Origin of the sequence: Parabacteroides caeci (genome assembly GCF_023656795.1) — a bacterium.
GTDB lineage: Bacteria > Bacteroidota > Bacteroidia > Bacteroidales > Tannerellaceae > Parabacteroides > Parabacteroides segnis.
Genome location: NZ_JAMOKT010000016.1, coordinates 12,890 through 29,188, shown reverse-complemented (window position 1 = coordinate 29,188; position 16,299 = coordinate 12,890). Strand labels below are relative to the sequence as shown.

General features: G+C 45.5%; 13 protein-coding genes. 6 read left to right on the top strand and 7 right to left on the bottom strand.

Annotated elements, in window-relative coordinates; genetic code table 11:
- Positions 1–48: 48 nt before the first annotated feature.
- Entirely contained in the window at positions 49–1,629 is a 1,581-nt protein-coding gene (locus NBH15_RS10265; protein WP_186960209.1) for a peptide chain release factor 3, read from the top strand.
- Positions 1,630–2,712: 1,083 nt separating this feature from the next.
- Here the strand turns inward: NBH15_RS10265 and NBH15_RS10260 are convergent.
- The 5 genes from NBH15_RS10260 to NBH15_RS10240 all read right to left on the bottom strand — a co-directional run bounded on the left by NBH15_RS10260 (position 2,713) and on the right by NBH15_RS10240 (position 7,378).
- Positions 2,713–3,405: a YjjG family noncanonical pyrimidine nucleotidase gene (locus tag NBH15_RS10260; RefSeq protein WP_186960207.1), complete on the bottom strand. Its 693-nt coding sequence runs from the start codon at positions 3,403–3,405 to the stop codon at positions 2,713–2,715.
- Positions 3,405–4,277: a Cbp1 family collagen-binding glycoprotein adhesin gene (locus NBH15_RS10255; RefSeq protein WP_128135043.1), complete on the bottom strand. Its 873-nt coding sequence runs from the start codon at positions 4,275–4,277 to the stop codon at positions 3,405–3,407. The genes NBH15_RS10260 and NBH15_RS10255 overlap by 1 nt, the downstream gene beginning before the upstream one ends.
- Before the next feature lie 19 nt (positions 4,278–4,296).
- The gene (rsmI, locus tag NBH15_RS10250) at positions 4,297–5,001 is read right to left on the bottom strand and encodes a 16S rRNA (cytidine(1402)-2'-O)-methyltransferase (RefSeq protein ID WP_009859710.1); all 705 of its coding nucleotides are present in this window, start codon (positions 4,999–5,001) and stop codon (positions 4,297–4,299) included.
- Positions 5,002–5,014: 13 nt separating this feature from the next.
- A complete protein-coding gene (locus NBH15_RS10245; RefSeq protein ID WP_128135044.1) occupies positions 5,015–5,833 on the bottom strand; it encodes a DUF8457 domain-containing protein in 819 nt (272 codons plus the stop codon).
- Positions 5,834–5,962: 129 nt separating this feature from the next.
- Positions 5,963–7,378: an ATP-dependent DNA helicase gene (locus NBH15_RS10240; protein WP_250822600.1), complete on the bottom strand. Its 1,416-nt coding sequence runs from the start codon at positions 7,376–7,378 to the stop codon at positions 5,963–5,965.
- Positions 7,379–7,472: 94 nt separating this feature from the next.
- Between NBH15_RS10240 and NBH15_RS10235 the strand changes: the two genes are divergently transcribed.
- From NBH15_RS10235 to rsmD, 3 genes are read left to right on the top strand one after another with little or no spacing between them, the layout of a single operon-like run.
- On the top strand, positions 7,473–8,099 hold the full coding sequence (locus tag NBH15_RS10235) for a hypothetical protein (RefSeq protein ID WP_010800638.1): 627 nt from the start codon (positions 7,473–7,475) through the stop codon (positions 8,097–8,099).
- Positions 8,100–8,109: 10 nt separating this feature from the next.
- Positions 8,110–8,937 carry a DUF3822 family protein gene (locus NBH15_RS10230; RefSeq protein WP_128135046.1) on the top strand — a complete coding sequence of 276 codons (828 nt, stop codon included), beginning with the start codon at positions 8,110–8,112 and terminating at the stop codon, positions 8,935–8,937.
- Positions 8,925–9,473 (top strand): 16S rRNA (guanine(966)-N(2))-methyltransferase RsmD, encoded by a 549-nt coding sequence (rsmD, locus tag NBH15_RS10225; protein WP_009859705.1) that lies wholly within the window; start codon positions 8,925–8,927, stop codon positions 9,471–9,473. Before NBH15_RS10230 ends, rsmD begins: the two co-directional genes overlap by 13 nt.
- Here the strand turns inward: rsmD and cls are convergent.
- The gene (cls, locus tag NBH15_RS10220) at positions 9,470–10,909 is read right to left on the bottom strand and encodes a cardiolipin synthase (RefSeq protein WP_128135047.1); all 1,440 of its coding nucleotides are present in this window, start codon (positions 10,907–10,909) and stop codon (positions 9,470–9,472) included. The two genes, rsmD and cls, sit on opposite strands and share 4 nt — an antisense overlap.
- A gap of 95 nt (positions 10,910–11,004) precedes the next feature.
- Between cls and NBH15_RS10215 the strand changes: the two genes are divergently transcribed.
- Complete coding sequence (locus NBH15_RS10215) at positions 11,005–11,598, top strand: rhomboid family intramembrane serine protease (RefSeq protein ID WP_128135048.1); 594 nt, start codon at positions 11,005–11,007, stop codon at positions 11,596–11,598.
- 107 nt (positions 11,599–11,705) lie between these two features.
- Positions 11,706–12,992, top strand: coding sequence for a Gfo/Idh/MocA family protein (locus NBH15_RS10210; protein WP_128135049.1), 1,287 nt, complete (start codon positions 11,706–11,708; stop codon positions 12,990–12,992).
- Positions 12,993–13,082: 90 nt separating this feature from the next.
- On the opposite strand, the gene NBH15_RS10205 is transcribed toward NBH15_RS10210, so the two are convergent.
- Entirely contained in the window at positions 13,083–15,884 is a 2,802-nt protein-coding gene (locus NBH15_RS10205) for a TonB-dependent receptor (protein ID WP_128135050.1), read from the bottom strand.
- Between the last annotated feature and the right edge of the window lie 415 nt (positions 15,885–16,299).

The window sequence follows — 16,299 nt, the reverse complement described above, 5'->3', positions numbered from 1 at the left end:
GAAAACCCTGTTCATAACCCTGTTTGAAATAAAATAAACGATATAAAAATGAGTCAGTATTCAGAAGAGATTAAAAGAAGAAGAACGTTTGCTATTGTCAGCCACCCGGATGCCGGTAAGACCACATTGACGGAAAAACTACTGTTGTTCGGTGGCGCGATCCATGTGGCAGGAGCTGTTAAGTCCAACAAGATCAAAAAGACAGCGACCTCCGACTGGATGGAAATAGAAAAACAACGTGGAATCTCCGTTGCAACCTCTGTGATGGCTTTCGACTATGACGACCATAAAGTAAATATCCTCGATACCCCGGGCCACCAGGACTTTGCCGAAGATACTTTCCGTACGTTAACAGCCGTAGACAGTGTAATTATTGTAATCGACATTGCCAAAGGTGTGGAAGCCCAGACCCGTAAGTTGATGGAAGTCTGCCGTATGCGCAAGACACCGGTGATCGTGTTTGTCAACAAGATGGACCGTGACGGTAAAGATCCTTTCGACCTTCTGGATGAGATAGAAGAAGAATTGCAGATAAAGGTGCGCCCTCTGAGCTGGCCGATCGATATGGGACAGCGTTTCAAAGGGGTATATAATATATATGAACAGAAACTCGACCTCTATACGCCGAGCAAACAGTATGTGACGGAAAAGATCGAGTTCAACGACATCAACAGCCCGGAGCTGGAAAACCATATCGGCGATACGCTGGCAGAAAAGTTGCGTGCGGACATCGAGTTGATCGAAGGCGTTTATCCGGAGTTCGATGTCGATACGTATCTGAAAGGGGATATAGCCCCTGTCTTTTTCGGCTCTGCCCTGAACAACTTCGGTGTGAAGGAGTTGCTGGATTGCTTTATCAAGATTGCTCCGTCTCCCCGTCCTATCCAGGCGGTGGAACGTGTGGTTGAACCGGAAGAGGATAGCTTTACCGGCTTTATCTTTAAGATACATGCCAATATGGACCCGAACCATCGCAGTTGTATTGCTTTCGTGAAGATCTGTTCCGGCCGTTTCGAGCGTAACGCTCCTTATAAACATGTCCGCTTTGGCAAACAAGTGCGTTTCAGTAGCCCGACTGCTTTTATGGCACAGAAGAAGGAGACGGTGGACGAGGCTTTTGCCGGCGATATTATCGGTTTGCCGGATACCGGGAATTTCAAGATCGGTGATACGCTGACTTCCGGTGAAGAACTTCATTTCAAGGGATTGCCCAGCTTCTCTCCGGAAATGTTCAAATACATTGAAAATGCCGATCCGATGAAAGCCAAGCAATTGAACAAAGGTATCGAGCAGTTGATGGACGAAGGTGTGGCACAGCTTTTCACCAACCAGTTCAATGGCCGCAAGATTATCGGTACGGTAGGGCAGTTGCAGTTTGAGGTTATCCAGTACCGCTTGCTGCATGAATACGGCGCACAATGTAAATGGGAACCGATCAGCCTGTACAAAGCCTGCTGGATCGAGAGTGACAATCCTGTTGCTTTAGAGAATTTCAAGAAACGTAAATCCCAGTATATGGCGCTCGACAAAGAAGGGCGTGACGTCTACCTGGCCGATTCCGGTTATGTGCTGACCATGGCACAGCAGGATTTCCCGGATATCAGGTTCCATTTTACTTCGGAATTCTGATAAGGAACGTGTCCGGCTTTGCCACTTTTCACCATAAATTGGGGGATTGGGATTCATTCAAAATTTATCAGGTTTGAGCTATCTTTTATAGCAACTGGTTGTAACTGGCTCCCCTCTGGAGAGGGGGAAGGGGGGGGGTCATATCCCCGCCATACAACCTCCATAATCAGAGTCACTTGACTATTACAGGTTCATTTGCCGTTTGCTTCAGCTGACGGTTTACAAGTTGTTTCTCTCTTTTGGCTTCAGCCACATTTCTCCTAGATAGAAACCTGTAAGAAATGGGACTAAAGTCCAATGAGATAACCCCTTGACTAATCCGTCAGCTGAAGCAAACGGCAAATAAACCTGTAACAAGGCTTGTTTTATTGACTGGCTTTAACACACCCCCTACCCCCTCTCAAGAGGGGAGCCAGTTACAACCAGTCAATAAACAGATGATTCGATTATTGCTATATTTGAACCTTTTCCAATAAGGTTTTTCAGCAAATCAACCATCATACTGTCATAAATGGATGTAATGTGTTTATTACTAATCTATTAGTGTTTGATAGTTGAAAGCCACAACTATCATATCACCTATCATACCCTCATTTTATCCGGGCATATGATACATATTTAACAAAATCATTGCTCTTTTACCTCCCGAAAAATCACTGTAAAGAAGAGTATTCTGCATCTCATATTGCTCTTCCCTACTTAATAATTTCTCTAAAACAATAGACTAATTCTCCGGGAATACTTGCTTTTTGTTTTTAAGATGCCCGTTTCGACCTGTTTTACACCCGGATGTCGACGATGCTCAGACCCGGGTGTAAAGGTTGTTGAGAGCTGGGTGTCAGGCAACATAAATAACTATACTGTTGAAAATAAGCAATATACTTAGTAGAAAAAGACTGTAGTGTATCAGGTTTCAAGACAAGGTTATGACGGATTATGACAGTTAAATGATAGTTGAAAATGATAGCTGTCATGGTGTAATATGCTTATTACATGCGTATTAAAAGAGAATATGATAGTATGATAGTTCATTTTGATAATGCAATTAGATTATCTACTCTCCCTCCCCTTTGGGTATTCTATTTACAAAATATTTTTTATCTCTTCCAGGCTGCTGACCGTATAGGTCGGGGTAAACTCCTGGGGCGGCAGTCCCTGCGGGTTGAACCAGAGTTGGTCTATCCGCGATTGGCGGGCGCCGAAGATGTCGGCCTCGAAGCAGTCGCCGATCATCAGCGTCTCGTTGCGGCGGGAGTTGGTATTGATCAGGGCAAAGTCGAAGATGCCCTTGTGCGGTTTCTGGATACCTGCGTCTTCCGACAGGATCATCCGCTTGAAATAAGGTGCCAGGCCGGAGTTGCGCAGTTTCTTGTCCTGCACTTCGCGGAAGCCGTTCGACAGGATATACAGGCGGTAGGAAGGACGAAGATATTCCAGCAGTTCGATCGCGCCGGGAACCAGCCGTGTCTTGGTGGTCGTGCGCCTGAGGAAATCATTGTTGACGGCCAGTACCGCCTGGGTATCTTCGATGCCCATCGGGCGCAGCATATAACGGAAGCGGTCGATGATAAGCGTCTGCCTGTCGATCTCTCCCGCACGGTATTGCTTCCAAAGTAGCTCGTTGTGCGGCCAATAGATAGCAAAGAAAGCCTCGAAGGAGGCATAATACCGGTCAAAGTGGTGATCGGTATAAAGCTCTTCGAGGCATTCTTTATTATTATGGTACGTATCCCAAAGGGTATCGTCCAGATCTATAAAGAGGTTTTTGTATTTCATCATCCTACTTCGATCACCAGGTATTTGCCCAGGCTCCAGAATGTTTTCGGGTCTGTGATGTTTAGTGTCAGGTTGCCGTCTTCGTCTTTCACGAATTCGTAAGAACCTTCCGGATGGTTGGATTTCAGTTTTGCCTTTGCTGCAAATAAAGGAATTTCCTTTACTTCACGAACGTCGACAGAGATGAAGTAATCCTTGTTGAAACCGCTCTGCAATACTTTTGATTTGGAGAAAAGGCCACCGCCGGAAAGGATTTTCTGGTCTTTCAGTTCTTTTGCCGTGCCGAAGCAGTAGTAAGCCGTGTTGAGCGCTTTGTCCTGTTCGCCCAGTTTTTCAGATTGGGCGGCAGCTGTTGTAGCCAGGTTTTCCACATCTTCGTTCAGTGAAGAGACCATTTCGTCCAGTTCCTGGATACGTACATTTTTCTTTGCCAGGTCTTCCTGCAAAGCGACGATCATCGTAGCTTTCTGGTCCAGTTCGGAAGAAAGGCGGCTGATTGTTTTCCGCAGGGCTGCTGATTGGATACCGCTCTTTTTCAGCTTGTCTTCCAGCTGGCTGATCGTTTCCTTGTTCTTTTTCAGAGTTTCGCTGATCAGTTGCATGTTCTGCTTGATCTGTTCGCGGTTGCTTTTGCTGAATTCACCGCCAGTCTGCTGCTGAAGGTTCAGATAGTTTTCCGCATCGCGGATAGATTGTATGTCTGCCTCTACATCATTCAATGTAGTGAGGATCTCGTTCATCTCGCTGGTCGCTTTCGTATTCTCGATCTTCAGAGAATCGTTTTCGGCTTTCAGCTTTTTGTATTCGGCTGAGTTCTGTCCGCAGGAAACCAGCAATGTCGCGCAGGTACAAGCTAATAATAACTTCTTCATGTTCTTTTTGTTTTTTGAGTTAAACATCTTTTTCTGTCTCTTTTTCCTTTTTATCTTTTAAGCCTGCTAATACAATAACAATCTCACCTCTCGGATCGTTCACGGTAAAATGTGCTATAACCTCTTCCAGGGTTCCGCGGACGGTCTCTTCGTGCAGCTTGGATATTTCGCGCGACACGGATACTTGTCGGTCGGTTCCGAAGAATTCGGCTAGTTGGGTTAGCGTCTTTACCAGTCGGAAAGGTGATTCGTAAAAAATGATCGTCCTGTATTCGACGGCCAACTCCTTCAGGCGGGTCTGACGGCCTTTCTTCTGGGGAAGGAATCCTTCGAAACAAAACTTTTCGTTCGGTAGCCCGGAGGCCACGAGGGCCGGAACAAATGCGGTTGCTCCCGGCAGACATTCCACGTCGACACCCTGCCGCACACATTCCCTGACGAGCATAAAGCCCGGGTCGGAGATGGCCGGTGTCCCGGCGTCGGATACGAGTGCGATGTTTTCGCCGCCTTTGATGCGGGAAGCGATCTGCTCCACAGTCTTATGTTCGTTAAACTTGTGGTGCGACTGCATCTTGTTCTGTATCTCGAAATGTTTCAGCAGAATACCGGTCGTGCGGGTGTCTTCGGCCAGGATCAGGTCGGCTTCCTTCAGCACACGGATGGCCCGGAAGGTCATGTCTTCCAGGTTTCCTACGGGAGTCGGTACAACTGTTAACTTTGCCATAATTTTCAATTCTTCAGAGGAATCGTTTTTCCAATAGCTTGATGAAGTCGGCTACGGCTTCATCTTCTATGTTCCATTTCAGTTCGTTATTCAGGTAGGTTACCGATTCTTCATACGAATGGATCTCGTTGAGGTCGGTAATCGCCTTGTTCATTTTCTCTTCATTGCCACCGAACAGTTCGCGACGGAAACGGAAACGGTCGTTCAGGCTGAATGCCTTGCGGAAGTCGGACAGGTTCTTCTTCTCCAGAATGTCACTCAGGAAAACACTTTGCTTTTCCGAAGTGACGGATTTATGGGGAGGTTCGGGCTGAGTTTTATGTCCTACCGGTCCGATAGGGCGTACCGGTTCAGGCTGTACGGTGACGGCCGGTTCCGGGATAACAACTTCCTCTTTGACTGTTTCCGGCTGACGGACCGGCTCCGGTTGGACGGTAACCTTTTCCTCGGTGACGATTTCCGTCTTTTCGATGATAACTTCCTGTACGGGTTCCACCTTTGGCTCCGGGGCGATTACGGGTTCTGCGACCGGCTCTTCTTTTACTTCCGGTTCTTTTACTTCCGGTTTGTATTCTTCGGGAGCGGGTGCCGCGGTGGCAACCGGGTTCGGAAGTGACTGTATCAATGCCTGATGGGCTTCCATTTGTTTACGTAACATTTCAATCTGTGCAGTTTCCAGCGAATGAAGGTCATTCAGTATTTTATGCGTCAGATTGAATGTCTGGCTAAAGAAGGATACCGGATATACTTCTGCGTCGCGCATACCGGCTATCAACGTCTCCAGTTCCTTGATATCAAGTAACAGATAATCTATTTTTTCTTTATTTGCCATTCCTTTATTTTAATTTGCAAGAGGCGTTGTGTCCCAAAAGGCACTATTTGCGACCTCTCTGTCTTATATTGCAGCAAAAATAACTATTTCTATTTATGTAACGTACTTAATATGTGAAAAAGTGTGCTGTCACTCAACAAATTCATCCGGTAAATTAACCAGATATAGCCGATGGGTGGCACGGGTGAAAGCGGTATACAGCCACCGGTAGAAATCTTCTCCCAGCATTTCTTCCGTCATATATCCGATATCGAGGAAGACATTCATCCATTGTCCGCCCTGTGCCTTATGGCAGGTGATGGCATAGGCATATTTTACCTGTACTACATTGTAATGCGGATCGGCTTTCATCTTCTTCATTTTTCCGGCTTTGGTGGGGATATCGTCATAATCTTCCAGGATGGTGAAGAACAGCTTGTCGTTTAGCTCTTTCGGCAGGGCAGGGGTGTCGGTCTGTAGGGTGTCGAGCAGTATCTTTATATCCAGTTCCAGGTCGTAATCCTGAAAGCGGACGGTCACATCGGCAAAACGAAAGCCGTAAAGCTCGGTCGTCCGTCTGACACGGAGTATCTGTACGATTTCGCCGTTGGCGATGAAGTCCATTTCCTTGCAGTCGCTGGTCCAGTAATAATTGTTTTTGGCAACCATTAAGCGGTCGCCGGTCGATAATTCCTCTTCCCGGTACAGTATCCGGTTGCGGATGCCGTTATTGTAGATGGTGGCTCGTTTGTTGGAGCGCGTGATGATCATTGTTTCTTCGATCCCGTCATGGCTGTAGGCCGATGATATTTCCTCGATCAGTTCATCCCCGTTGACCTTTCTGAAGTCGGTGAAACCTTTCAACTGAAGTTTAGGATAGATTTCTACGGTGTTATTCCGTAGCGCATCCCGCAAACGGGTTGCATTGAGCAGAATACCCGAATCTTCGCTTTGCCTGACGACCTGTGTCAGGGTGATTTCCTGTACTTGCAGGTTGTATCCTCTGAGTATTTCCGGGTTGAGTGCCGGGCTTTCGGTCTGCATGACAGGCGGCAACTGGGCTACGTCGCCCATCAGGATCAGGCGGCAGTTCTCCCCCGAATAAACATATTGTATCAGGTCGTCGAGCAACCGTCCCGTCCCGAAAGAAATCGAGTCGATTCCGTCATTGGAAATCATGGACGCTTCATCAACAATAAATAACGTATCTTTATGTAAATTATCAGCAGGCATGAATCCGGTCGGCTCGTTGGAGAATGCCTTCTGGCGGTAAATCTTTTTATGGATCGTATAAGCCTTTTGCCCCGAATAATTCGAAAAAACCTTAGCTGCCCTGCCTGTTGGAGCCAGCAGAAATGTTTTTTGTTGCAGTTCGTTCAGAGTCTTGACCAAGGCACCGACCAACGACGTTTTTCCGGTTCCTGCGTATCCTTTCAGCAACAGGAGTGTGTCCGATTCCACCGAAAGCAGAAAATCCGTGAGCGTTTTTAATGCAGAAAACTGGTCTTCTGTCGGATTATGTGGGAAATTTTGCGTAATTTGGCGGCTTAAATAACTATTTATCATTTTGATTGCAATAATTTTGGTGATAAAGGTAGTGTATTAAATATTCTTTTTTAAATTTGCCGAACGAAATAAATTCAAAAAAACAATACAAACCATGAAAGTTACATTAAAGATTTTATTAGCTGCTGCAGTTCTCCTGCTAGTTTACATTTGCTACAGAAGCATCATGACGCCGATTGAATTCAATGAAGCAAAAGATGCGCGTGAAAGTCTTATTAAAGCTCGTCTGATCGATATTCGTAAAGCTCAGATCGAGTACAAGAATGTGTATAAGACTCATGCTGGTAGTTTCAATGACTTGGTTAAGTTCCTGAAGGAAGATAAGCTTCCGTTCTTGATCAAGGAAGGTGTTTTGACTGACGAGCAGCTGGAAAAAGGTATGACAGAGAAAGAAGCTGTGAAGAAAGGTTTGATCCGACGTGATACTATCTGGGTCTTGGCAAAAGATACCTTGTTCGGTGCCAGCTACAATGCTGACGATCTGGCCAATGTTCCGGGAACAAGCGTTAAGTTCTCTATGGATACAGCTACACTGACTTCCGGTTCCGGTTATACTGTAAAAGTATTTGAAGCAGGCGTTAAGTATGACGATTATCTGGGTGACCTGGACAAACAGTTGGTTGTAAACCTGAAGGACAAAGCTGAAAAGCTGGAAAAATATCCGGGTTTACGTGTTGGTTCACTGACTGAAATTAATAACAACGCAGGTAACTGGGAATAATCAATTGCTTATGACTATCAGTATTCCTGATACGTTGACTGCTGATAATTCTGGAAAATACATAATGTCCATTCGGCTTAGGTCGGATGGACTTTCTTTTTCAGGATACAGCCCTTCGGAGAGCGAGACTTTCTTTTACAGAAACGTGGAGTTCGACCGGACGAAACCTTATGTCTCTTCCCTGAAAGAGTTTTTCTTTGAGCACGAGTTTATGACTTATTCGTATAGGCGGACGAACCTGGTTTGTGTCACGCCGCAGTATACGGTGGTGCCGGAGGAAGTCTTTACGGACAAGCAGAAAACGGATCTGCTGTCGTTTACGTTTTCTGCCCCGGAGAATAAATGTCTGCATAATTTGCTGACACGTGAGGCGGCAGAGGTCGTGTTCGGCATGAATGAAGAGGTGTATGAGTTTTGTTCCCGCTCGTTGATCAATCCGTCGTTCATCCACCATATTACTCCCCAGTTGGCTTTATGGAAACAGCAGAGCCGTATGTTGATCCCCCGGCAATTGTATGTAGTGCTGCACCGGAAGATGATGGACGTGGTTTGTTTTGCACAGGGGAAACTACTTTTTGTCAATACGTTTGAGTATGATAAGCCGGATGATATCCTGTACTATATATTATATGTATGGAAACAGGTCGGTATGGACCAGGAGAGGGACCAGCTTCATATCTATGGAGGTGTCTCCCTGCGTAACAGCATAACAACTACATTACGTAATTATATACAATATATAAGTCCGGCCGAGATACCGTCGGATGCTTATTTGTTGGGTGCCGAGGTTGTTCAGGCCCCGTTGGATTTAATAGCTTTATCTGTATGCGAATTATAAGCGGAATATATGGCCGGAGGCGTTTTGACGTACCGTCTTCTTTCAGTGCACGGCCGACTACTGACTTTGCGAAAGAGAATCTCTTTAATGTGATCAACAACCTGACCGACCTGGAAGGTGCCGATGCGCTGGATTTGTTTGCCGGAACGGGGAGTATCTCTTTCGAACTACTGTCGAGAGAATGCAAAAGCGTGACGGCTGTCGAGAAGAACAATGCACATGCCTCTTTCATCGCAAAGGTAGCGAAAGAGTTAAAGACAGATTCGCTTCATCTGATCCGTGGCGATGTGTTCCGTTATCTTCATTCGGCACCGAAACAGGGTTTTGATTTTATCTTTGCCGATCCCCCTTATGCGTTGAAGGAACTGCCGGAGGTTCCTGCCTTGGTTTTTGAGCGTGACTTATTGCGTGACGGCGGTATCTTCGTGATGGAGCATCCGAAAACGAATGATTTCTCCCACCTACCGTATTTTGACCAGCAACGTGTATACGGTTCGGTGAATTTCAGTATTTTCATAAAAGAAGAAAAGGCTTAAAGGAGCGGCGAGAACAGGCGCATGAACGATTCGGCGAGGCGCTGTTTGATTGGCCGTTTTAGCCAGCGTGAAGGAATCAGCCGTTCGCAGCTGTGCATATCGTGCATGAACACCCGCTTCATCTGTATGGCGAAAGACGGTTGATAGACGAATGCATTTATCTCGAAATTGTGTTCGAAGCTCCGGAAGTCCATATTGGCTGATCCGATGCAGGCAAGCGCATCGTCGGTTATCATCAGTTTGGAATGGAGGAATCCCGGCTCATAGAAATATACTTTCACACCAGCCTTCACCATCTCGTCAATGAAAGAGTGTGTCGCCATATTAGCGCTGCGGGTATCCGAGCGTTTGGGTAGCATAAGACGTACATCGATACCTCCCAACGCTGCGATCAGCAGTGCCTGGTTCAATCCTTCGGTCGGAAGGAAATAAGGGGTTTGTATATAAATGTACTTTTTGGCATTAGCGATGGCAAAGATATAGGCCTGCAACAGCGTGCGCCATTGCCCGACCGGACCACTGGTAGCTATCTGCATGATATTGTCGTCATGGTATATCGGAGTCGGCGGATAATATATTTTGTCGTTCAGCAATTTCTTACTGATAACATACCAGTCGATCAGGAAAGCGGACTGGAGGCCGTGTACTCCTTTTCCTATTATCCTGAAATGAGTATCGCGCCAGATACCCCATTCCGTACCTTTCTCATAGCGATCGGCAATATTCATACCACCCATATAGCCGATCTGCCCGTCTATAACGACAATCTTCCGGTGATTCCGGTAGTTCACTTTGCTGGTGAAGACCGGGAATGCTACTTTCAAAAAGGCATATACCTCAATTCCGGCTTCCTGCATTTCGTCGAAGAAACTGTTTTTTACGTTCCAGCAGCCTACGTCATCGTATAAAACTCGTACCTGGACCCCTTCTTTTGCCTTTGCAATCAGGGCATCTTTGAACCGTGCCCCGACTTCATCGTCACAAAAGATATAATATTGAAAGTGGATATGATGTTTTGCCTTTTGTATATCGTCCAGTAAATCCTTGAATTTGTCAGCTCCGTTCGTATATATTTTAATCTCGCTGCCATAGAGCAGGGAAGACTGATTGTTGTTACTCAGCAATGTGACTAACGGTTGGTACGGACCGGGGACAGTACAGGCGTCCTGCGGAAGTTTGCCTTCCTGCGGTCGCTTCATAATACGTTTGTAGGTTCTTCGGGAGATGATACGCTGTTTCCGGTTGTCCTGTCCGAAGAAGAAATAAAACAGCAGGCCGATACCCGGAGCCAGCAACAATACGATGACCCAGGGAATGGTTTTTAACGGATTTCTGTTTTCCGCTATAATAACCAGAACCAGTCCCAGGATGGTGACGGAGTATAATATAATGAATATTACTCCAACGACCCATTGTATGTGTATGGCTGCCAGCATTCTTTTTATACTTTGTTACAGGTTGATAAAGGTAGTAAGGTAATTTGTAAATAACAAATCTTTACTACATTTGCGGATATATCAAATAAAAGAAGATGATTACATATATTATTATAGGTATAACCGTTTTAGTGTCTTATCTCTGTTTCAATAATGCGGAATTGTTCCGTAAGCTGGCGTTGATACCTTTTCGCACGGTAAAGAATAATGAATGGTACCGGTTGATAACGCATGGCTTCGTTCATGCGGATATGACGCACCTGTTAGTCAATATGTTTACGTTCTGGTCGTTCGGAACCTATATAGAAACGGTTTTCGGTTATCTGGGTTTCGGAACCTGGGGATTTCTGGCACTTTATTTCGGAGGGATGATCTTTGCTTCCATTTATGACTTGGTGAAACATCATAATGATCCTTATTATGTCTCCATTGGAGCATCGGGAGCCGTATCGGCGATTCTGTTTTCCTATATATTGTTCGACCCCTGGAGTAAAATATTACTGTTTGCGATCATTCCTGTACCGGGAATTATCTTTGGAGTAGTTTACCTGGCTTATTGTCAATATATGGCTAAACGTGCGGGAGACAATATCAACCACAATGCCCATTTTTACGGGGCGGTATATGGTTTTCTGTTCCCGGCTTTACTTAATCCTTCATTGATAAAAGCTTTCCTGTCTCACTTTTAGACGGAAGATATTCAGAATATAATACTGTTCAAGTGTTTGTATTTTAAGGTATTATTTATAGATTTGTGGAAATATCTCAATTTCTCTAATACCATAATGCAGACATAATGAAAAGAAGAAACTTCATCAGGAGTGGGGCATTGGTTCTTGCCGGCTTCACTATTTTACCCCGTCACATTTTAGGTGGAACGAATTTTGTCGCTCCCAGCGATCAGATAAATCTCGGGATTATCGGTTGCGGGGCACAGGGACGTTGGACGTTAGCTCCGGAGTTTGCCCGCCGTGCGAATCTGATCGCAGCATCCGACTGTGAATCCCGGCAGTTGAATGCTATGCAGGCAATTGTCGAAAAAGAAACCGAAAAGGCAAAAGGACAGGCCTATAAAGGTTTTAAATTGTATGCCGACTATCATGAACTACTGAACCGCAGCGATATCGATGGCGTGATTATTGCCACACCGGATCACTGGCATGCGGTACAGACTATTGAAGCCTGCCGTGCCGGAAAAGATGTGTATGTGGAGAAACCCATGTCGCACAGTATCGAGGAAGGACGTGCCATGGCCGATGCCGTAGAGAAATATAACCGGGTATTGCAGGTCGGCAACATGCAACGTTCATGGCGAAACTTCCGCCATGCCTGTGAACTGGTCCGTAATGGGTATATCGGTGAGATAAAAGAAGTAAAAGTTTCCATCGGACCTCCTCCTGTTAAATATGATCTTCCGGCGCAACCGGTTCCCAAGACGCTGGACTGGGAAATGTGGATCGGGCCGGCTCCCATGAATGTATATAATGAGGAACTGGCTCCGCCTATGGAACGGAATATGTTCCCGAACTGGCGTAATTACCGGGAATACGGTGGCGGTATGATCTGTGACTGGGGTGCCCACATGTTTGACATAGCCCAATGGGCTTTGGGTATGGACGATTCCGGCCCGATTGAGTTTACTCCTCCTGAGGAAGGAGAACTGAAACCGCTTAGTATGCGTTATGCCAACGGAACAGTAATGACGCATGAGCCTTTCCGTAAGGCGGATGGAAATGCAGTCCGCTTTATCGGTTCGGACGGTGTGATCGATATCAGCCGTAGTTTTCTGGATACGATACCTGCTAAATTACAGGATGAAGTGATCGGTGATGACAAGATCAAATTGTATAAGAGCGACGATCATTACAATGATTTCCTCACAGCAATGAAGACTCGCAAACAGCCGCTTAGTACCGTTGAGATCGGACATCGTACGGCTTCGCTTTGCCATATCGTAAATCTTTGTTACGAGTTTGACCGCAAACTGGTGTGGAATCCGGAAAAAGAAGAATTTTTCTTTGACGACGAAGCCAACAGACGGAGAGGAAATCCGATACGCGAACCGTATAGCCTGAAAGTGTAGCTATATATAATAATGTATAGGAGAAACGGTAGCGGCGATAAAAGTTTATGAAGACTTTTACCGTCGCTATCTCTTTTATTCAGCCCTTGTTTAGAACCGTGGAGGAGGGCCGCCCGGTCCGCCATGGCCTCTGCCACCCGGTCCGCGCATATCGCTTGCAGAAGCTCCCCCTTTAAAGATGCTGAACCTGTAAATGAAGTGAACCATGAAGTAACTACTCAACGTATTGTATTCCGAATATTGTGTATAGTCAGCTGTTACGCTCTGAGAGATATTACTGCGTTGTTGCAGGATATCATAAATTTTGAAACGCAATGTCGCCTGGTTCCCTTTCAGGAAAGATTTGGATGCGGATGCATTCCATAAAACTTCCTTCTGTTGGTATCCGGCTGCGTAACCGGAGTTGGCCGACCAGGTTATGTCACTTTCAATCTTGAAATCGAGTGGAAGATAAATGGTCGTAGTTCCTCCCACGCCATAATTGTAAATATTCTGGTCGTTCTGGTTTTGCAAAGAGTTCTTAGTCCCACTATAACGGAAGTTTCCGTTTACTCCCAGGTCGATATAATCCGAACGAAAATCGATACCGGCACGTTCCATGGCCGAATAATTCTTGTTCGTATTTTTTTCTTCGTTGATGAAACCGTTTACATTTGCAAAAGAGGCCATTGTCATCGAGTTAACGGAGAACTTTCTGTTCTTCAGTGGCGTGTTGAACATGACGCGGAAATTACCGTTGTAGTTCCCGTTGACATTTTCATAAGTCGTCATCTTCTTTCCTGATTCCCCAACATAAATAGACTTCTTAACGATGTCGTTGACAACATAGTTGGCATTCAACATCAACATGAGAGCTGTCTGCTTTTCCGGAATAAATTTCTGGTAACGGGCAGAGAAGTTATTTGAATAAGTAGGTTTCAAATCCGGATTACCGGTGATAGTGTTCAGCGGGTCGGAGATGTCGGCTACGGGTTGCAGCTGGGTCATCGACGGCTGGCTGGTACGTCCGCGATAGTTGATGCGCAGGTTGGTACGTTTATCGAACCGGTAGTTGAACCGGATCATCGGTGACAGGTTGACAACGTTGCGCGTCAGCTTTGAAAGGGTCGTGTCGCCTACAAAATTCTCACTTACACTGTGCGAAGGCTCCAGGTTCATGCCGATGGTATAATCATATTTTTCCCGGACAGCCTTAAAGGCCAGGCTTGCCTGCTGGTTGATGAAGTTATTGCGGTAACTTTTGCTGTATGCAGTGTCAAGTACATTATAATCTTCGCTGTCTTCTCCCCTTACATAAGAGTTTTTCAGGGATTCCTGTTTATTCTGGCTGATACTGTAGGTTGCCTGGATGAAATTGTTATGCCCGATCGGCTCGACCCATGATAAATAAACGCGGTAGTTAAACCCTTTGTTATCATATCTGAATTGCTGGTCGATCAGTTCATCTTGGTTTTTCCCCATGAAATATTCTGTGTTCGAGTAATTCAATCCTTTGTTGTAGGAATCGCTGAGCCCTCCGGTTAAAGAACCACTGAAGACACGCCCTTCGTCATTCAGCTTACGGCTGAACTCCAGTCGTGCATTAAGGTTGTAACCTTCACCGTCGGATACGTAATCGGATTCTCCGAGGTTGACCGTATCGCCCAGGTTTGTCAGTGTGTTGAACGAACCGAACTCCCGGTTATGGCTGTTGCTATAACTGAAACTAGGCTGGAAAATGATCTGGGTTGCCGAATCCGGCTTCCATTCCATACGGAAATCGGCACCGACGTTATCGCTTTTCGTATTACTGTTGTTTATTTCGTTATAGATAGTAGAACTGTCGTTCGGCAAAATATTTGTCCGGTTGATTTTACTGTTCGCTTCATTGTCGGAATGTGAATAACGGACATTACCTCCCAGGGTCATTTTAGAGTTGAATTCTTTGCTGAAGTTCAGACCTACGTTTCCGGAGGTGGTGATACCGTTCCCGGCTCCTCCCGACCGTCCGCCCCGTCGTCCTCCCATACCGGAGAACATGTTAGAGGCAATATCGGAGAATCCCATATTGTTCGTGTTATTGATACCTCCCATAAGTGTGAACTGGTCGTTGTTGATAAACCGATTCACCATGAAATTACCTTCATACCGATCTTCGCTTCCATAGCCGGCAAAGGCATTGCCGAACCATCCTTGCTTCATTCCTGGCTTGACAGTCAGGTTGATCACGGTTTCTTCATCCCCGTCATCGAATCCGGTCATCCGTGCCATATCGCTCAGGCGGTCCAACACCTGTACTTTTTCCACCATTTTAGAAGGCAGGTTTTTGGAAGCTACTTTCGGGTCGTCGGAGAAAAATTCTTTTCCGTCTATCAATACTTTCTTGACTTCTTTTCCATTGACGGTAATCTTTCCTTCGCTGTCAACTTCCACGCCGGGCATCTTTTTCAGAAGGTCTTCCAGGACAGCCCCTTCGGTTGTCTTGTAAGAGTCGGCATTATATTCGACCGTGTCGTTGCGAACGACCACTTCCGGAGCCTTGCCGATCACGACGGCTTCACCCAGCTGGATAGCTCCGTCGCTTAATGCTAATTTACCTAATTTGACAGGATTTGTTTTTCCGGTGATACGGATGGGTTGGTATAAAGGATCGAATCCCACAAAGCTGACATGCAATAAATAACTGCCGGCTTTAATACCTTTCAGTGTAAAATTACCATTACGCGAACTGGCTACACCGCCAACCATCGTGCTGTCTTTTACATTCAACAAGCGTACTGTCGCCTGTTCGATTGGCTCATTGCTTCCATCTTCTACCACCGTTCCGGTGATGTCAACTCCACCCTGCTGCGCAAATGCCGGCAAAGAAAAGAGGATAAAAAATAACCATAATAAGTACCTTCCCAATTTCATAACTAATGTATTATCTGTATCTAACAAACATTCTCCCGGACTGGTTTCCGGGTACGAGAAGATAGACACGACGAAGGTTATTAAGTTTAAAAATATATGTGATGATTTTGATTTATTAACGAAAACATTTGTCAGCAAATTGACAGATGAAAATCCCGAACTGCCGGAATATCAAAATGCTATATCAAGTGGCTGGTGAAGGATCTGTATAAGATTGGTGGAAGAGGTGCTGTTTTTTATACAAACCTCGGAGGGGTTGAAGATGTTATAATGCTCTTGATGGTGAAGTAATTCTGCCATAATAGGAAATTAAAAAGGATATATGAATCCTTTTTCTGAAATAAATGATGATTGTTTGATATAACGATATTTTAATTATGCACTGTTTTTGAATCGTTCTGGAGAAAAAAACTGT